This is a genomic window from Terrabacter sp. 05T424 (assembly GCF_056396225.1).
In genome coordinates, this window is record NZ_JBFTLB010000005.1 from 92,058 (window position 1) to 109,086 (window position 17,029).

At 69.4% G+C, this 17,029-nt stretch carries 14 protein-coding genes and 3 tRNA genes; 8 read left to right on the top strand and 9 right to left on the bottom strand.

Annotated elements, in window-relative coordinates:
• Window positions 1-71: 71 nt before the first annotated feature.
• Window positions 72-2,423, bottom strand: a complete 2,352-nt coding sequence (locus AC1DE0_RS12625) for a (Fe-S)-binding protein (protein ID WP_478100973.1) — start codon at window positions 2,421-2,423, stop codon at window positions 72-74.
• A 320-nt stretch (window positions 2,424-2,743) separates the two neighbouring features.
• Between AC1DE0_RS12625 and cysK the strand changes: the two genes are divergently transcribed.
• The 3 genes from cysK (at window position 2,744) to AC1DE0_RS12640 (ending at window position 6,400) form a co-directional block, all read left to right on the top strand.
• Window positions 2,744-3,673: a cysteine synthase A gene (gene cysK / locus AC1DE0_RS12630; RefSeq protein WP_478100975.1), complete on the top strand. Its 930-nt coding sequence runs from the start codon at window positions 2,744-2,746 to the stop codon at window positions 3,671-3,673.
• 56 nt (window positions 3,674-3,729) lie between these two features.
• A complete protein-coding gene (gene epsC, locus AC1DE0_RS12635; protein WP_478100978.1) occupies window positions 3,730-4,455 on the top strand; it encodes a serine O-acetyltransferase EpsC in 726 nt (241 codons plus the stop codon).
• 148 nt (window positions 4,456-4,603) lie between these two features.
• Window positions 4,604-6,400: a serine/threonine-protein kinase gene (locus tag AC1DE0_RS12640; protein WP_478100981.1), complete on the top strand. Its 1,797-nt coding sequence runs from the start codon at window positions 4,604-4,606 to the stop codon at window positions 6,398-6,400.
• A gap of 129 nt (window positions 6,401-6,529) precedes the next feature.
• Here AC1DE0_RS12640 and AC1DE0_RS12645 read toward each other — a convergent pair.
• The 3 genes from AC1DE0_RS12645 to AC1DE0_RS12655 form a co-directional block, all read right to left on the bottom strand.
• Window positions 6,530-6,620, bottom strand: a tRNA-Ser gene (locus tag AC1DE0_RS12645).
• A 15-nt stretch (window positions 6,621-6,635) separates the two neighbouring features.
• Window positions 6,636-7,247, bottom strand: coding sequence for a DUF6518 family protein (locus AC1DE0_RS12650; protein WP_478100983.1), 612 nt, complete (start codon window positions 7,245-7,247; stop codon window positions 6,636-6,638).
• Complete coding sequence (locus tag AC1DE0_RS12655; RefSeq protein ID WP_478100985.1) at window positions 7,244-7,717, bottom strand: lactococcin 972 family bacteriocin; 474 nt, start codon at window positions 7,715-7,717, stop codon at window positions 7,244-7,246. Before AC1DE0_RS12655 ends, AC1DE0_RS12650 begins: the two co-directional genes overlap by 4 nt.
• Window positions 7,718-8,322: 605 nt before the next feature.
• Here AC1DE0_RS12655 and folP point away from each other — a divergent pair.
• Together folP and AC1DE0_RS12665 are read left to right on the top strand one after the other, a co-directional pair.
• Window positions 8,323-9,282 (top strand): dihydropteroate synthase, encoded by a 960-nt coding sequence (folP, locus tag AC1DE0_RS12660; protein ID WP_478101307.1) that lies wholly within the window; start codon window positions 8,323-8,325, stop codon window positions 9,280-9,282.
• Window positions 9,283-9,510: 228 nt separating this feature from the next.
• On the top strand, window positions 9,511-9,714 hold the full coding sequence (locus AC1DE0_RS12665) for a cold-shock protein (protein WP_121033889.1): 204 nt from the start codon (window positions 9,511-9,513) through the stop codon (window positions 9,712-9,714).
• Window positions 9,715-9,941: 227 nt separating this feature from the next.
• Here the strand turns inward: AC1DE0_RS12665 and AC1DE0_RS12670 are convergent, their stop codons facing one another.
• On the bottom strand, window positions 9,942-11,480 hold the full coding sequence (locus AC1DE0_RS12670; protein ID WP_478100987.1) for an LCP family protein: 1,539 nt from the start codon (window positions 11,478-11,480) through the stop codon (window positions 9,942-9,944).
• 193 nt (window positions 11,481-11,673) lie between these two features.
• Here AC1DE0_RS12670 and AC1DE0_RS12675 point away from each other — a divergent pair.
• A tRNA-Ser gene (locus AC1DE0_RS12675) sits at window positions 11,674-11,760 on the top strand.
• A gap of 266 nt (window positions 11,761-12,026) precedes the next feature.
• Here the strand turns inward: AC1DE0_RS12675 and AC1DE0_RS12680 are convergent.
• Both AC1DE0_RS12680 and AC1DE0_RS12685 read right to left on the bottom strand, forming a co-directional pair.
• Complete coding sequence (locus AC1DE0_RS12680) at window positions 12,027-12,527, bottom strand: DUF6328 family protein (protein ID WP_478100989.1); 501 nt, start codon at window positions 12,525-12,527, stop codon at window positions 12,027-12,029.
• A gap of 102 nt (window positions 12,528-12,629) precedes the next feature.
• Window positions 12,630-14,474, bottom strand: a complete 1,845-nt coding sequence (locus tag AC1DE0_RS12685; RefSeq protein WP_478100991.1) for a phosphoenolpyruvate carboxykinase (GTP) — start codon at window positions 14,472-14,474, stop codon at window positions 12,630-12,632.
• Window positions 14,475-14,894: 420 nt separating this feature from the next.
• Between AC1DE0_RS12685 and AC1DE0_RS12690 the strand changes: the two genes are divergently transcribed.
• A tRNA-Arg gene (locus AC1DE0_RS12690) sits at window positions 14,895-14,967 on the top strand.
• Window positions 14,968-15,045: 78 nt separating this feature from the next.
• Here AC1DE0_RS12690 and AC1DE0_RS12695 read toward each other — a convergent pair.
• Both AC1DE0_RS12695 and AC1DE0_RS12700 read right to left on the bottom strand, forming a co-directional pair.
• Complete coding sequence (locus AC1DE0_RS12695) at window positions 15,046-15,246, bottom strand: hypothetical protein (RefSeq protein ID WP_478100993.1); 201 nt, start codon at window positions 15,244-15,246, stop codon at window positions 15,046-15,048.
• Window positions 15,247-15,732: 486 nt separating this feature from the next.
• On the bottom strand, window positions 15,733-16,194 hold the full coding sequence (locus tag AC1DE0_RS12700) for a MarR family winged helix-turn-helix transcriptional regulator (RefSeq protein WP_478100995.1): 462 nt from the start codon (window positions 16,192-16,194) through the stop codon (window positions 15,733-15,735).
• A gap of 127 nt (window positions 16,195-16,321) precedes the next feature.
• Between AC1DE0_RS12700 and AC1DE0_RS12705 the strand changes: the two genes are divergently transcribed.
• A complete protein-coding gene (locus tag AC1DE0_RS12705; RefSeq protein ID WP_478100997.1) occupies window positions 16,322-17,017 on the top strand; it encodes a maleylpyruvate isomerase family mycothiol-dependent enzyme in 696 nt (231 codons plus the stop codon).
• Window positions 17,018-17,029: the final 12 nt, after the last annotated feature.

Sequence of the window (17,029 nt, forward strand, 5' to 3'; positions counted from 1 at the left end):
CGCGCCAGAGGCCCCTCCCCCTTCGGGGAGGGGCCTCTTCGTGTCATCGGGGCGTATGCCGTCCGGCCGGTTCAGCTGATGGGCGCGGACTCGGGGTCGGGCTGGGGCTCAGGCGTTGTCGCCTCAGTCGGCTCCCCGCCCCCGTCGCTGCGGCGCACGGCGGCGAGCAGCATCTGGGCGACGTCGACGACCTCGACCTCGCCCTCGGCCTTCTTGCCGTCCTGCACCGCGGCGTTGAGGCCGTCGGTGAGCATGACCTTGCAGAAGGGGCAGCCGACGGCGATGCGGTCGGCGCCGGTGGCGAGGGCCTCCTCGGTGCGATTGTTGTTGATGCGCGTGCCGAGCTTCTCCTCCATCCACATGCGGGCGCCGCCGGCGCCGCAGCAGAACGACTTCTCCTTCGAGCGGTCCATCTCGGCGTACTCGACGCCGGGGAGGATCTGGAGCAGCTCGCGCGGCGGGGCGTACACCTGGTTGTGCCGACCGAGGTAGCACGGGTCGTGGTAGGTGACCTTGCTGCCCGTGGAGGCGGCGCCGGTGAGGGTGCCGGCCGACGCGGCCTCGCCCGGGCGGGCCACCGGCGTCAGCCGCTTCTCGCGGACGAGCCGGTTGAGCAGCTGTGTGTGGTGCAGCACCTCGTACTGGCCACCGAGTTGCGGGTACTCGTTCTTGATGGTGTTGAAGCAGTGCGCGCAGGTGACGACGATTTTCGTGGCGCCGACCTCGTTGAGGGTCTCGACGTTCTGCTGCGCGAGCATCTGGAAGAGGAACTCGTTGCCGGCGCGGCGGGCCGAGTCGCCGGTGCAGGCCTCGCCGTCGCCGAGCACCGCGAAGCTGACCCCCGCGGTGTCGAGCAGCTCGGCCACGGCGCGCGTCGTCTTCTTGGCGCGGTCCTCGTAGGCGCCGGCGCAGCCGACCCAGAAGAGGTAGTCGACCTCGTCGAGGCTCTCGACGTCCTGGCCCACCTGCTTGACCTCGAAGGGGAGGTCCTTGGCCCAGTCCATCCGCAGCCGCGGAGCGAGGCCCCACGGGTTGCTGTTCTTCTCGAGGTTCTTGAACAGGCCGTTGAGCTCGGACGGGAAGGCCGACTCGATGAGGTTCTTGTAGCGGCGCATGTCGACGATGGCGTCGACGTGCTCGATGTCGACGGGGCACTGCTCCACGCACGCACCGCACGTGGTGCACGACCACAGCACGTCCTCGTCGATGACGGCATCCGGCCCGTGCGGGTTGTAGGCCGTGAGGGGGTGGCGGATGTCGTAGCCGGTCTCGCCGACGAGCTGCTCGGTCGCGACGGCGCCCTTGGTGGCGTCGCTGAAGCCGTCGGCCGCGTCGATGCCGCCGGCGCGGACCTCCTCGGAGGCGAGCAGCCACGGCGACTTGGCGTGCGCGTGGTCGCGCAGCGTCATGACGAGCAGCTTCGGGCTGAGGGGCTTGTCGGTGTTCCACGCCGGGCACTGGCTCTGGCAGCGGCCGCACTCGGTGCAGGTGGTGAAGTCGAGCAGGCCCTTCCAGGTGAAGTCCTCGACCTTGCCGACGCCGAGCGCAGCGTCCTCGTCGAGGTCCTCGACCTGCTCGAAGTCGAGCACCTCGCCATGGATGCGGATCGGCTGCAGCTCGCCGAGGCTCGTGCGACCGCCGGCGTGGCGCTTGAAGAAGATGTTGAAGAAGGCGAGGAAGCGGTGCCAGGCCACGCCCATCGTCGGCTGCAGGGCGATGGTGATCATCCATGCGAAGGAGATCAGGATCTTGACGGCCGCGATGACGACGATGAGGTTCTCGATCGCGCCGACGGACAGGCCGGTGAAGAAGCTGCCGATCCAGCCGGTGAGCGGGAAGTGCAGAGCGGTGTCCATGCCGGTGCCGGTCTTGCGCGCGAGCGTCCACTCGAGCGCACGGAGCAGCCCGATGCACACGGTGACGCCGAGGATCGTCAGCTCGACGTAGTAGGCCTGCCACCACGTGGACCCGAAGAAGCGGCTCCGGCGGCCGTCCTCACCGGCGGCCGAGCGCGGGTGGTTCTTCTGCCGGATGACCATGAGCAGCACGATGCTGAGGAAGCCTGCGAAGGCGAAGAAGTCGGTGACCCACTCGTAGAGGAAGAAGTGGCCGATCACCGGCAGCACGAAGTCGGGCTGGAACAGCTGCCCGAACGCGTTGAGCAGCGTGAAGAACAGGACGCCGAAGCTGACCATCGTGAACCAGTGCGCCACCGCGACGACCGGCAGCCGCGACATGCGCGTGTGGCCGAGGAACTCGCGCAGCAGGGTGCGCGTGCGGGCTCCCTTGTCGTCACCGCGGTCCTCCGGCTGCCCGAGCCGGAACGTCGCGAGGAAGTGGTTCACCGTCTTGACCAGCAGGGCCACGGCCACGGCGGTCACGCCGAGACAGACGACGATGGCGACGATCTGGAGGGCAGTCATGGCGGCGAGTCTACTGACGAGTTAGCAAGCGCTTAGTGAATGTGACGGCCGTCGCGGCGTGACGCTCGTCCCCTTCGCCCGGGCACCGCGCCCGAGGAGGTATGCCGCCGGGTGAGCTCTCCGGGTCCGTCACCTGGGCGCCCGAGGCCCGACCCGGCATACGCCCTCGGCGGCTCGTAGGGCGCCCGGATCATGGTCGACCTCTTGGCAATGGATAACCGTGTGTTGGAATATGCATAACGAGGACTCGGTTGTCGATGACAACCGAGCCGACCGAGTGTCTGCCGATCCAGCCGCACCCAGCCGAAAGGGCCCCAGCAATGCCGATCTACGAGGACGTCACCAAGCTCATCGGGAACACGCCGCTCGTGCGCCTCAACAAGGTCACCGACGGAGCCGAGGCGACGGTCGCCGCGAAGCTGGAGTTCTACAACCCGGCCAGCTCGGTCAAGGACCGTATCGGCGTCTCGATCATCGACGCGGCCGAGGCCAGCGGCCAGCTCAAGCCCGGTGGCACCATCGTCGAGGCGACCTCCGGCAACACCGGCATCGCCCTCGCCATGGTCGGCGCCGCCCGCGGCTACAAGGTCGTGCTGACGATGCCCGAGTCGATGAGCAAGGAGCGCCGCGCGCTGCTGCGTGCCTTCGGCGCCGAGCTGGTCCTCACCGACCCGGCGACCGGCATGAAGGGCGCCGTCGCGAGGTCCGAGGAGATCGCCGCCGAGCGCGACGGCGTACTGGCGAGGCAGTTCGCCAACGAGGCCAACCCCGAGATCCACCGCAAGACAACGGCCGAGGAGATCTGGAAGGACACCGACGGCGAGGTCGACATCGTCGTCGCCGGCATCGGCACGGGCGGCACGATCACCGGCGTCGGCCAGGTACTGAAGGCGCGCAAGCCCGGCGTGCAGATGATCGCCGTCGAGCCGGCGGAGTCCGCGATCCTCAACGGCGGCCAGCCCGGCCCGCACAAGATCCAGGGCCTCGGCGCGAACTTCGTCCCCGAGATCCTCGACACCGAGATCTACGACGAGGTCATCGACGTCAACGCAGACACCGCCGTGAAGTGGGCTCGCCGCGCCGCCACCGAGGAGGGCCTGCTCGTCGGCATCAGCTCGGGCGCCGCCATCGCCGCCGCCGTCCAGGTCGCCCAGCGCCCCGAGAACAAGGGCAAGACGATCGTCGTCATCATCCCGTCGTTCGGCGAGCGCTACCTGTCCACCGTGCTCTTCGAGGGTCTGGTCGACTGACGCCCCGGCGTCCGATCGACCCCCCTCGCAGCACCGGTGCCGAAGAGGAGACGTGCATGAGCACCGCACCCCAGATCGACCGCAAGCCCAGGCCGGCCGAGCCGCCGCTGACGCTCGTGCGCGGTGAGGGCGGCGTCCCCGCACCCGCCGCACCTGCCGCCCCGGCCGCGCGGGAGGCTGGGCAGCCGACGTATGCCGGCCCGCTCGGTCTCGTGCGCAAGCTCGCCGACCGCTTCGTCGAGGACGTCGACGGAGCGATCGAACGCGACCCGGCCGCGAACTCGCGGCTCGAGGTCGCCCTGACCTCACCGGGCCTCCACGCGATCTGGGCCCACCGTGGCATCCACGAGCTCTGGAAGCAGCCCGGCGGACGGCTCCCGGCGCGGGTGCTGGCGACGGTCGCGCGGTCGGTCACCGGCGTCGAGATCCACCCCGCAGCCCGGCTCGGTCGCCGCTTCTTCATCGACCACGGCATGGGCGTCGTCATCGGCGAGACGGCCGAGGTCGGCGACGACGTCATGCTCTACCACGGCGTCACCCTGGGCGGCCGGTCCATGCAGCACGTCAAGCGACACCCGACCGTGGGCAACCGGGTCACCATCGGTGCCGGCGCCCGCGTGCTCGGCCCGGTGCTCGTCGGCGACGACGTGCAGATCGGCGCCAACTCGGTCGTCGTCAAGGACGTTCCCAACGGGTCGGTGGCCACCGGCGTGCCGGCGGTGATCCGGTTCCCGAAGCGCGACTCCGCGAACCAGTGGCTCGACCCGGCGATGTACATCTGAGCGCAGCTCGCTCGCGAGCTCCACGACCGCTCCCTGAAGAGGGCCCCGACCGCAACCCGGCCGGGGCCCTCCGCCGTTCGCTGCCTTGCCCGGAGCACGATCGGCGCCATGGGGTATGTGAGGGTCGGCGACGGGAGGCGGGAGAGCGGTGAGCGGGCAGCAGGATGTCATCGCGGGGCGATACCGCCTGCTCGACCTCATCGGTTCCGGTGGCATGGGATACGTGTGGCTGGCGTGGGACGAGCGACTGAGCCGGGCTGTGGCGATCAAGCAGCTGCGCTCGGTCGTGGATCTCCCAGCGGCCGACGGCGACGTGGCTCACGCACGTGCGATGCGGGAGGCGCGAATCACAGCACGACTGCATCACCCGAACGCGGTGCCCGTCTTCGACGTCGTAGACCACGAGGGGGCACCCTGCCTCGTCATGCAGTACGTCCCGTCGCGCAGCCTCCACGAGATCCTCGCTGCCGACGGCACGCTTCCCGTCCGACAGGCCGCCGGTGTCGGCGCGGGCGTCGCGGGAGCCCTGGCCGTGGCACACGAGGCCGGCATCGTCCACCGGGACGTGAAGCCCGGCAACATCCTCATCGCCAACGACGGGACGCCGCTCCTCACGGACTTCGGCATCTCGAGGGCGTACGGCGATGCCTCGCTCACCTCGACCGGGATGCTGGCCGGCACGCCCGCCTATCTTGCGCCGGAGGTGGCCCGCGGTGGTGCGTCGACCCCGGCGGCGGATGTGTTCTCGCTGGGGTCGACCCTGTACGCCGCAGTCGAGGGGGCGCCTCCCTTCGGCGCAGGCGACAACCCCATAGCGTTGCTGCACCGAGTCGCCTCGCAGGCGATCAGCGCCCCGCGCAGGGCGGGGAGCCTCTCCCGGGTGCTCGTGTGGATGCTGGCGAGTGCGCCCGAGGATCGCCCGACGATGGGGCAGGCGGCCAAGGCGCTGGAGGCCGTTGCGGCGGGGGCCGGGGACACCGTGCCGCTCGAAGTGGTGCGGCCGGGCATCGAGCCGGAACCGCCCTTCCCCGGGAAGCCGTCGACCGACGACGCTGACGGCGGCCATACCGTCGAACTCCCACCTGAGCCGGTGCTCGGGGGCGTGGCGCAACCAGAGCCAGGGCACGGCTCGTGGCCGGAACCCGGCCCGGAGCCGCGAGCGCAGCCAGCACCGGATGCGTGGGCAGCTCCGGCTGCCTCGTCCGAGGAGTACCCCGCAGCGTCGGCACCCGAGCCGGCTGCGGGCGCCGCCCCATTGACGGCCGAGCCGGTGGATCAGGCGCCCACGCGTCGGCGAGGGGCAGGAATGCTGCTGGCCGCGGCAGCGGTGCTCGTGCTCGGCCTCGTCGTGGCGTTCCTGTTGAACAGGCCCGCCGACGCCCCGACGGTGGTGTCGCCCAGCGCCTCCGAGACGGAGGCCGCTGCGGCGGAGTCCCGGGCGGCCACGAGTGCGCCCACGAGCTCGGCGACGCGGCCGAGCTCGACTCCTCCAACCGCGACCGGAGCGGCATCGCCTCTCGGGAACCGCACCACGACGACGCCCTCGCGACGTCCCACTTCCAGCGTCCCGGCGAGTCCCCGGCTTCCGACCTCCGAGGCAGCGGCACCGAGTGGTTCCCCGAGTGGGGCTGAACTCGCCGGCGCGGTCCGGAACTACTACTCCAAACTCCCACAAGGCACCGACGCCGGTTGGGCGCAGCTGACGGCGCGCTACCGGACGACCACGGCGACGAACCGTCAGACCTACGAGCGGTTCTGGGGTGCCATCGCGACCGTGCAGGCGAGCGACGTGGCCGGTTCGTCACCCGCATCGGTGGTGGCCACCCTGCGCTACGTCTACAAGGACGGCCGCACCTACGTGGAGCGCACCGCCTTCTCCCTGGTGCGCCAGAGCGGACAGCTGAAGATCGACCGTTCCGGCGTGCTGAGCAGCAGACAGCTCTGATGCGGCGCTGCGCCAGGCAGGCCGGCTTCGACTATGGAGTGGCGGAGGGCGTGGGACTCCGTCGCTCGTTCCTCGCTCCTCCTCGAATCGCTGGTTCACCGCCGAAGGAGGCCGGCTCCGCCGGGAGAGTGGCGGAGGGCGTGGGATTCGAACCCACGATGGGCTATGAACCCATAGCGGTTTTCAAGACCGCCGCACTAGGCCACTATGCGAGCCCTCCAGTGTCCGCGGAAGTCTAGCCGCGGCAGGCCCGGCCATCGAATCGATCTCGTCCTCTAGGGTGTTGGTTCGTTCTGGGCGCGTGCGATCGCACCATGAGGGCGACAGCCAGGACGGCCGCCGCGACCAGGACGACGAGGTCGGCGCCGGGTCGGGTCGGACCGGCCGAGCTGCGTCGAGCGTCCATGACCATGAGTCCCGGCCCGATGAGGGCCGCCGGCAGCGCCCACCAGGTCGGGCGTCGGCCGACGTGCCCGAGAACGCCGAGCACCGGGCCCGTGATGACCGCAGCCACGCACCAGACGCGGGTCGCGTCCCAGTCCATCCCGGACGTGATCCCGACGGCCGCCTTGGCGGCGTAGTAGGACACGACGGCGACGAGCAGCCCTGCCGTCGCGGACAGGATCGCCGGGAAGAGACGGGGGGCGACCCAAGCGAGGGCCATGCCGAACAGCCCCCAGGCCCAGGGCGCCCCGAGCCAGCCGCTGATGTAGCGCAGCCAGACGACGCCCGGGTCGGGACGTAGCGAGAGGGGCCCGTAGCCCGAGGCGAGAGCGCCCAGAACGACCGACCCGGCGCCCAGTGCGACAGCGGCGACGAGCGACCATGGGGCGGTCCGACGGCTCACGGGTAGGTCGCCCAGTACACCTTGCACAGCGCGCCGATCTGGACGGACTCGGCGATGTGGGCGTCGGCGTAGTCGAACTGCCACGCGTACACCTTCTTGCTCGTCGTCATGACGGCGGTCGCCGAGTGGTAGTAGGTGCTGTTGTAGTACTTCGACCAGCAGTGCTTCTGGCCGTTCTCGTCGTAGGAGCCGTAGGTCCACACCCCGCCACCGACGTCCTGACGGCCCGACGACGTCGCCGGGGCGTCGGACGACGAGGACGCCGAGAGGGCCGGGTCGGAGGACGGGCCGAGCTCGGCCCACCCACCGACGGTGCGGCCCTCGGCGTCGACGACGGTCCCCGAGCGTGTCGCCTGGGTCGTGGCGGCGGGCGCGGCCGAGACGGCAGCATGTGCTGTGGCCGGCGTCAGGGACGCGACCAGCAGGAGTCCTGCGGTGGTGCCGAGTGTGGTGGCGAGGCGAGTGCGCACGATGGGTTCCCCTGTCGTTGTGGCCGACCGGCAGGCCGACCGGGTGGCCGGACCGAACCCGCCCGGTGTCCTGATCCAAGCGGCAGCAGCCCACGTGCGCCACCGGAGCCGGCGCTCCGCCCGGCCCGGGCCGAGACATGAAAAAGGTCTCCGGGGAGCCGGAGACCTTTTGTTCTCAGGTGCTCAAGCCGGCTGGGCCGGTGCGAGCGGGTGCACGCGCTGTTCAGAGCAGTCCGAGGCGCTCCTCGAACGTCGTGCTGGAGTTGTACTGACCGACCGGCAGGGTGGGTGACGGACGGTTCATGGCCGCGAAGAACGACACGATGTACGACATCTCTGTATTCAGTTTCCTTGGATGACAAAGCCCCCATCCGACGCGTCGTTGGGGGCTCGGTGGTCGACCGTCATTGCGGGACGGTCAGGACCGGCAGACCATCCGCGACCCGACCGGGAGCATGGCCTGGTCGTGGACGACGTCTGCAGGACAATGGTAACAGTTCCGCAACCATGCTCGTGACCACCGTTGACCTTTGAAGAGCATCGTGAGATACGACAGTGTGACCAGACATTCCGACCCGGATCCCGGGCCCACGACCGCCGAGATCCTGGACCGTCTGGCCCCGCTGGGCCTGCCCGCGACGCGCGCACTCGTCTTGCGCGGCAAGCGATTCGACGCCTCTGCTCCAGCCGTGATGGCGATCGTCAACCGCACGCCCGACTCCTTCTTCAGCGGCAACAGGCACGTCGACCTCGAGTCGGCCAAGGCGGCTCTGGCCCGCGCCGTCGAGCTCGGCGCCGACCTCGTCGACGTCGGAGGAGTGCGGGCCGGCCAGGAGGGAGAGGTCGTCGACGCCGACGAGGAGATGCGTCGTGTCGTGCCGTTCCTCCAGTGGGCGCGCGACGCCTACCCGGACGTCATCCTCAGCCTCGACACGTGGCGCTCGGAGGTGGCCCGTGAGGCCGCCGGGGTCGTCGACCTCGTGAACGACACGTGGGCAGGCCATGACCGCGACCTCGTTCACGTCGCGTCGGCCATCGGCGCCGGCTACGTCATCTCACATACCGGCGGCCTTCCGCCGCGCACCGACCCGGTCGACGTCACCTACGGGGACGACCCGCTCGACGTCGTGCGGGACGTCGTGCGCACCCTCGCCGACGGTGCCCACGACGCCGAGCGGGCCGGCATACCCAAGGAGCGCATCCTCGTGGACCCGACCCTCGACTTCGGCAAGACGACGGCGCACTCGCTCGAGGTCCTGCGGCACACCGCTGACGTGGTCGCGCTGAACTACCCTGTGCTGCAAGCGATGTCGCGCAAAGACTTCGTCGGTGAGGCGCTCGACCTTCCTGCCGAGGAGCGGCTGGAGGGCTCGCTCGCGGCAACAGCCGTGGCGGCCTGGCTCGGCGCCACCGTCTTTCGCGCGCATGACGTCCGGGCCACCCGGCGTGTGGTCGACATGGTGGCCACGATCCGCGGAGACCGGCCCCAGCAGGTGGCTCGCCGAGGCGTCCGAGCCACCGGGGCGCGGGAGCAGTCCACCGAGGCCTCGCCGAACGGCGCGTGAACGGGGCAAAAAGCACTCGATCCGACGGGCCGACCGGGCGGTATTCTGCTAGGTTCGTCGCGGTTGCAGTTGCAGTTCCTCGTAGTCGAGCAGGTGCCCGTCATCCACAACGGTGACGGGATTTCTTTGTCGGCTTCGGTGGGTTCGCCCGTCGAGTGGAGTCAAAGCGGCAGCTTGGGAAGCGCGAGGTGCGTTGTCCCATACGCTAAAGAAGGAAGAGTTACCGGTATGGCACAGGGAACCGTCAAGTGGTTCAACGCTGAGAAGGGCTTTGGTTTCATCGCCCAGGACGGCGGCGGCCCCGACGTTTTCGTCCACTACTCGGCCATCGAGTCGAACGGCTACCGTTCGCTGGACGAGGCACAGCGAGTCGAGTTCGAGGTCACGCAGGGTCCGAAGGGCCCGCAGGCCGACGCAGTTCGCCCGCTCTGATCACACGAGATCAACAGCAACGAGCGACACCAACCTCAGTCGTTTGTGACAAAGCCCCCGGCCATCGGCCGGGGGCTTTGTTGTGTCCCGATCCCTGGTCACCCGGGCGGGTCGACCTGACGCGACCTGCCCTGCCCCACCATCGAGAAAGCGATCCGTCCGGTCGGACGGATCGCTTTCTCGATGGTCGTGGAGAGAGGGGCTTCAGGCCTCTCGCGGGCCGGGGCTCAGCCGCACTCGTCGTAGGACGCCGTGGTGGGCGACGACGACGGCGTCTTGGTCGGCTTGGGGCCGGACGTCGAGGTGGTGCTGCTGGCCGGCGTGTTCACCGGTGGCGCGATGCCCTTCTGGATGAAGGCGTGGATCGCGTCGTAGTCGGGTCGGACCGAGTTGAAGCCCGGCACCTGCGTCAGCGCGAGGCTGCTGATCTTGCCGCTCTTCTGGACCCGCTCGATGAGGTCGACGAAGGCGGGGAGGTTCTGCGCCGGGATGTCGGTGTAGATGTTGTCGCGCGCGATCCTCGCGATCTCGGGGTACTTCGAGACCATCGAGGCGGGGTCGACCTGCTTGACCACGGCCTGGATGACACAGCGCTGGCGGGCCTGGCGGTAGTTGTCGCTGTCGGCGGCGCGGGTGCGGGCGTACCAGAGGGCGAGGTTGCCGTTGAGGTGCTGACGGCCGGGGCTGAAGTAGCCGGTCTCGCCGATGACGCCGCCGTTGCCGTCGCTGTGTCCGCCGATCGGCAGCTTGGTGCCGAAGCCGCTGAGCTTGACGTTGATCGTGACGCCGCCCATCGCGTCGATGAGCTGCGAGAAACCCTTGAGGTCGATGACGACGGTGTGGTCGATCTTGAGGCCGAGCACCTCGGCGATGACGTTGCGGGTCTCGTCACGGCCGGGGGCCGCGCCAGAGTAGGAGCCGGGGTGGTCCTGGCGGTACTCGTCGACCTCGGTCCACACGGCGTTGAGCATGCACTGGTCGTTGGGGTCCTTTTGCTCGCGGAAGCAGGTGGGCCGACCGTAGGTGCCGCTGGGGTAGAGCCCACGCAGGGGGCTGGTCTTCGGCAGAGGGACGCGCTGGAGGTTGCGGGGCAGCGAGATGAGCGCCGTGCGGCCCGTCTTGGTGTCGATGCTCGCGACGATCATCGAGTCGGTGCGGGTGCCGGTGCGGCCCACGCCGGCATCGGAACCGAGGAGCAGGACGTTGACGCGTGCCTGCTCGGCCCACGGGTCGTCACCCTCGGCGACCTTCGCGCCGACGCCGGGCTTGACGGGCGTGCTGCCGAAGACCTGCGCGACGGTGGTCTGGGTGATGCTGGCGTACTCGGCGAACTTGAACGAGGACCCGGCCACGAGGAAGACCATGAGGGTCGTGAAGGCCGCCAGGGCGCGGGTGCGGGCACGGTCGAGGCGGGTAGGTCGCGACTGCACCGCGGTCAGGATGATCGAGCCGCACCACAGGATGCCGCCGACGACGAACGCGACCGCGAGGGCCTGCAGGACGTTGGGACGCGCGACCACCGAGAGCGCGGCGTTCGTGACGCCCGTACGCATGACGTAGTAGCCGCCGACGCCGAGGCTGACGAGGGCGACGATCAGGATCAGCCAGCCGGCGCGGCGGCTGCGGGTCTGGGTGAGGCCGGCGCCCGGGACGACGGTGCCGAGAGCAGTGAGGCCGAGGGCGCGCCGAAAGCCCGACGACAGCTCACGTCGGATTGCCTCTCGACTCGCGGGCGCGGCGGGACCTCGCGCGTTCGGGTGGGTCATGGAGTCCTCTCTCGATCAGCCCGCGCGCACGAGCCGACAGCACATTGTGCCCTGCGAACCTGATAGATGCCGCATCGGATCATGTGCCGCAGGTCAATCCGGGTCACCCCGGTTTGGGTCGTGCCCTCCGGTGCCGGTAGCCTGTGCTCGCCCGTGCATCCGACGCCGCCCCGGTGGCCGCGATCACAGGCACGGAGGCGTCGCATAGTGGCCTAGTGCGCCCGCCTGCTAAGCGGGTTGAGGATAAAACCTCTCGCGGGTTCAAATCCCGCCGCCTCCGCTCCAGAACACCGAACGCCCCCGAGCACGCTCGGGGGCGTTCGGCGTTTCTTTCGCGGAGGCGGCGCGATGCAGGGAGGAGCGGCTGGTCGCTTCGAGGAACGAGCCGCGACCAACGCGACGGCTCCCGGCGCCGAGTGCCTGCCGGCACGCCGAGACACCCGCGACCACCCGGCATACGTTGGCCTCTCGACTGTCGGCAGGCAGCAGATCTTGGCCTTTCGACGGTTGAGGGTGGGGGCGTCAGGGGGGAGGCCTCGGCGGCGCTCAGTCCTCCTCGACCGCCCACTCGCGCCGCCGCCGGTGTCGTTGCGACAAGGGGAGTAGCACCCACAGGACGGCGGCGAGCGCGGCGATCGCGCCGCCGATCCAGAACGCGGTCGTGTGCGAGAGCAGCACGTCGAGCACGAGCACGACGCCGCCGACGATGCCGATGACGAGGAAGAACATCCCGGTGCCGATGAGAGTGTCGGTGTGGCGCACCACGAAGTCCTTGAGCCCTTCGCGGAAGAGCATCCGGTGCATCGCGACGGGTGTCATGAACACGAGCGTGCTGACGGCAACGGACAGCAGCGTGATGACGTAGATCGTGCGCTGGATCTCGCTCAGCGTCGCGAAGCGCTGCTGGAACGGGATGGTCAGCAGGAAGGCGAAGAGGATCTGGACTCCGGCCTGGGCGATGCGCAGCTCCTGCAGCTGCTCGCCGAAGTTGCGGTCGATGCGTTCGGCTTCGCTCTCGTCGCGCGTGTAGGAATGCGGCTCGCTCATGTGAACCATGTACCCCCATGACGGAGGGCCCGGCACCTGTCGGTGCCGGGCCCTGCATCACGTCTCCACCGCCCGCCGGCAAGCAGGCGGTGGATCGTCCTCCTAGTTACCGCTGATGCGGGCCTTGAGGCCGTCGAGCTCTGCCCACAGCTCGGTGGGGAGCTGGTCACCGAACTTGGCGAACCACTCCTCGATGAGGGGCAGCTCCTTCTCCCAGTCGGCCGCGTTGACGGAGATCGCCTTGGCGACCTGCTCGGGCGTCAGGTCGAGCCCGTCGATGTCGAGGGCGCCCTCGGTCGGGACGAGGCCGATCGGGGTCTCCACGGCGTCGGCCTCGCCGTCGAGGCGCTCGATGACCCACTTGAGCACGCGGCTGTTCTCGCCGAAGCCGGGCCAGAGGAACGAGCCGTCCTCGTCGTCGCGACGGAACCAGTTGACGCCGAAGATGCGGGGGAGCTTGGAGGCGTCCGCGCTCTTGCCGATCTCGAGCCAGTGGTTCATGTAGTCGCCGGCGTGGTAGCCGATGAAGGGCAGCATGGCCATCGGGTCGCGGCGCACGACGCCGACGGCGCCGGTCGCGGCAGCGGTGGTCTCGGAGGAGAGCGTCGCACCGATGAAGGTTCCGTGCGTCCAGTCGCGCGACTCGTAGACGAGCGGCACGGTCGTCTTGCGGCGTCCGCCGAAGAGGATCGCGTCGATCGGCACTCCGTCGGGGTTGTCGTACTCCGGGGCGATCATCGGGCACTGCGAGGCGGGCGTGCAGAAGCGGCTGTTCGGGTGGCTCGAGAGCGTGCCCGCCTTGCCGTCCTCAGGCGTCCAGTCGTTGCCGTGCCAGTCGGTGAGGTGCGCCGGCGGCTCGTCGGTCATGCCCTCCCACCACACGTCGCCGTCGTCGGTCAGGGCGACGTTGGTGAAGACCGAGTTGCCCTTCTCGATGGTGGCCATCGCGTTGGGGTTGGTCGACGCGCCGGTGCCGGGCGCGACTCCGAAGAGCCCGAACTCCGGGTTGACGGCATACAGGCGCCCGTCCTCGCCGAAACGCATCCAGGCGATGTCGTCGCCGACCATCTCGGCCTTCCAGCCGGCGACGGTGGGCGTGATCATCGCGAGGTTCGTCTTGCCGCAGGCGGACGGGAATGCGGCGGCGACGTAGTGGACCGACCCCTTGGGCGAGGTGAGCTTGAGGATGAGCATGTGCTCGGCCATCCAGCCCTCGTCGTGCGCGATCGCGCTCGCGATGCGCAGCGAGTAGCACTTCTTGCCGAGCAGCGCGTTGCCGCCGTAGCCGGAGCCGTAGCTCCAGATGGTGCGCTCCTCGGGGAAGTGGACGATGTACTTCGTGTCGGAGCACGGCCACTTCACGTCAGCCTGGCCCTCGGCCAGCGGGGCGCCGACCGAGTGCAGGGCGGGGACGTATGCCGCGTCGGTGGCCTCGATCTTGCGCAGCACCTTGTCGCCACAGCGGGCCATGACGAGCATCGAGACGACGACGTAGGCCGAGTCGGTGATCTCGACCCCGAACATCGGGACCTTGGCGTCGAGGTGGCCCATCACGAAGGGGATGACGTACATCGTGCGGCCCTGCATCGACCCGCGGTACAGCTCGGTCATCCGAGCCTTCATCTCGTCGGGCGCCATCCAGTTGTTGGTGGGCCCTGCATCCTTCTCGTCGAGCGAGCAGATGTAGGTGCGGTCCTCCACGCGGGCGACGTCGGTCGGGTCGCTGGCGCAGTAGAAGGAGTTCGGCTTCTTCTCCTCGTTGAGGCGCACGAACGTGCCCGCCTCGACGAGCTGGTCGGTCAGCTCGCTCCACTCCTCGGGGGAGCCGGTGATCCAGCGGATGTCGCGCGGCTGGGTCAGCTCGGCAACCTGCTCGACCCATGCGGCCAGTCCCGCGTGCGTCGTGTGTGTCTGTTTCTCGTGGGTCGTGGTCAACTCGGGGCCCATCCCTTCGCGCGCGGTGCCGCCCGGCACCACGTCGTGCCGGTGTGAAGCTGCTCCCCACGTGGGTCCTGGGCAGACCCGGATCGGGCTGCAGGTGTCCACATGCTGAACAGATGACGTGATGACTTCAAGGTACGCGTCGGCGACAGCGGGTTTGACCGCAAGTGGGAGCCGGGGCGGTGAGACGCCTCACAACCTCCCGGGCGCGCAAGAATTCCGACGTCGCACTGTCGGTTTCTTGCAGGAATTTCACGACCCGACCGCAACGCGATGTCCGTTGCCGACGACACGGCGCGACGGCATACGCGGAAGGGGTGCCGAGGGGGCGCGGACGGGCTGCCGAAGAGGCTGTCGGGGCCGATTTCGTGGATGCGGACCGCAGGCGCTAAGGTAACTTCTCGTTCGCCCCAGTGGCTGGACGACGCACCCGTAGCTCAACGGATAGAGCATCTGACTACGGATCAGAAGGTTAGGGGTTCGAATCCCTTCGGGTGCACTCTGTGTTGAGACAGAAGAAAGGCCCCGGCCCCCGAGAGCGGCCGGGGCCTTTGTCGTGCCCAGGGCGGGCGACCGGTCAGCAGACGTTGAGCTCGGCGGAGACGTAGCGTCCGCGACTGTCGCGCACCGCGGTGAAGGGGAGCGACGAGCCCTCCCAGCGGGCCATGGACAGCTCGCCCGACGTGGCGCTCGTCCAGCGGATGCGCGGCAACTCCGTGACGACGCCACCACCTCGCGAATCGCAGCCCCAGTTGTCCTTGTGCACGAAGTCGAACATGAGCAGCCGCTCGGCGGCAGCGCGGGACGTTGCGGGGGTCGGACGAAGGCGTGCGACGCGCGGGCAACCGCTTCGAGGCGGGTCAGGTCGGTGTCGAACCAGCGGGCGGCCACGGCGCCGTGACCGAGCTCGGCGACCAGCGCGTCCGGGCCGATGTGGCCCGCAGTGGGGTCGTAGACATCGGCGGTGCGCTCGTTGGTGAAGCTCTGCATCGCGGCTCGCCTCGAGGCGAGGTCGCTGTAGACCGTCAGGGGAGGCGGGCTCGTCCGCAGGAGCAGGACCATGGCGACGACGACCGCCGTCACGAGGGTCACCGCAAGGAGGAGGATGCGACGAATTCGTCCTGTCGAAACCGGGTCTGGCGCACTGGTGCTCACCTTTGGAGCGTGCGTCCGCTGGGCTGGCGCGACCAGGGCTGGAGGTCCCGCCTTGCGTGTGACGCATGTCAAACGCGCTCCGAGCAGCGCCTTCGTGAAGGCCCGCCCCTCAGTCGAGGTCGCGGTAGGGGTCGGTGATCTCGCGCAGGAGCGTGAGTGCTTCGCGCAGCTGGCGCATGCGGGTGCGGCCGAGGTGGGCCTCCCACTCCTGCTCGATCTGCTGCTCCTCGCCGCGGGCGACGGGCATGAGCGTCTGCGCCCTGTCGGTGAGGCGGACGAGCCGCGCTCGCCCGTCGCTGGGGTCGGGCACGCGTTCGACGTAGCCGGCCGCCTCGAGGCGGTCGACGAGGGCCGTGGCCGTCTGCTTGGTCACCTGGGCCTGCTCGGCGAGCTCGGTGAGGCGGGTGCCGTGCGGTCCGATGCGGGCGGCGACCCTCGCCTGGGCGAGGGTGATGTCGTCGATGCCCGCGCGCCGCATGGCCGCGACCACCCGGTTCTCGACGTCGCGCGCGGCGATGAACATGAGCAGGCCGACGAAAGGCTCGGAGGGCTCGGACAGTTCGGACGTCATCGCACCTCTTGAAACTAGTCAGTAAGTCGAACTATATTGATCAGTCTATCGAACTAGCTGGTCGCGACGGACCGACGGCCGCCATTTCCTGGCGTGGCGCGAGGATCTGTGACAGAGGGGGATCGACATGGCATCGATGGCAAGGACTGCCGATCTCGACCTGATCTGGTCGGAGATGGACGACCAGCGCCAGCGCACGGCGGCGATGCTCGAAGGGCTCACCGACGAGCAGTGGGACCACCCCTCGCTCTGCGAGGGCTGGACCGTCCGCCACGTCGCAGCCCACCTCACGCTGCAGCGGCAGCACCTCCCCGACGTCATCCGTTTCATGGCCGTCCACCCGAGCCTGCTCGGGGCGCTTTCCCTCAACCGGATGATCGACCGCACGGCTCGGTTGCAGGCAGCTCTGCCGACCGACGAGATCATCGCCCGGATCCGCGCCGGCATCGGGTCGCGGCGACGCAACACCTTCATCGCGCCCGCGGGCAGCCTCTCCGACACCCTCGTGCACGCCCAGGACATGGCCCTGCCGCTCGGGGTGGACCTCGAGATGCGACCGGTGGCTGCCCGAATCGCGGTCGACCACATCTTCGCGACGCGCCACGGCTGGACGGGCTCCGTCTTCAGGCAGCTGCCCCTCGATGGCTACCGCCTCGCGGCGACCGATGTCGACTGGGAGGTCGGCAGCGGGCCGGAGATCACCGGACCGGCAGCCGCCCTGCTGCTGCTCGTCACCGGACGACACGCCGGTCTCGCCCTGCTGGAGGGGGACGGGGCCGCCCAGCTGAAGATGCAGACGATGCCCGCCCGACGGCATACCTGACCGGGTGTGGCG

Coding starts and splice junctions, on each gene's coding strand:
- AC1DE0_RS12670 (WP_478100987.1), bottom strand. CDS start 11,480: ATGACCCACCCGAACGCGCGAGGTCCCGCCGCGCCCGCGAGTCGAGAG.
- AC1DE0_RS12695 (WP_478100993.1), bottom strand. CDS start 15,246: ATGTTCGACTTCGTGCACAAGGACAACTGGGGCTGCGATTCGCGAGGT.
- AC1DE0_RS12705 (WP_478100997.1), top strand. CDS start 16,322: ATGGCATCGATGGCAAGGACTGCCGATCTCGACCTGATCTGGTCGGAG.
- AC1DE0_RS12680 (WP_478100989.1), bottom strand. CDS start 12,527: ATGAGCGAGCCGCATTCCTACACGCGCGACGAGAGCGAAGCCGAACGC.
- AC1DE0_RS12665 (WP_121033889.1), top strand. CDS start 9,511: ATGGCACAGGGAACCGTCAAGTGGTTCAACGCTGAGAAGGGCTTTGGT.
- cysK (WP_478100975.1), top strand. CDS start 2,744: ATGCCGATCTACGAGGACGTCACCAAGCTCATCGGGAACACGCCGCTC.
- AC1DE0_RS12700 (WP_478100995.1), bottom strand. CDS start 16,194: ATGACGTCCGAACTGTCCGAGCCCTCCGAGCCTTTCGTCGGCCTGCTC.
- AC1DE0_RS12625 (WP_478100973.1), bottom strand. CDS start 2,423: ATGACTGCCCTCCAGATCGTCGCCATCGTCGTCTGTCTCGGCGTGACC.
- AC1DE0_RS12685 (WP_478100991.1), bottom strand. CDS start 14,474: ATGGGCCCCGAGTTGACCACGACCCACGAGAAACAGACACACACGACG.
- epsC (WP_478100978.1), top strand. CDS start 3,730: ATGAGCACCGCACCCCAGATCGACCGCAAGCCCAGGCCGGCCGAGCCG.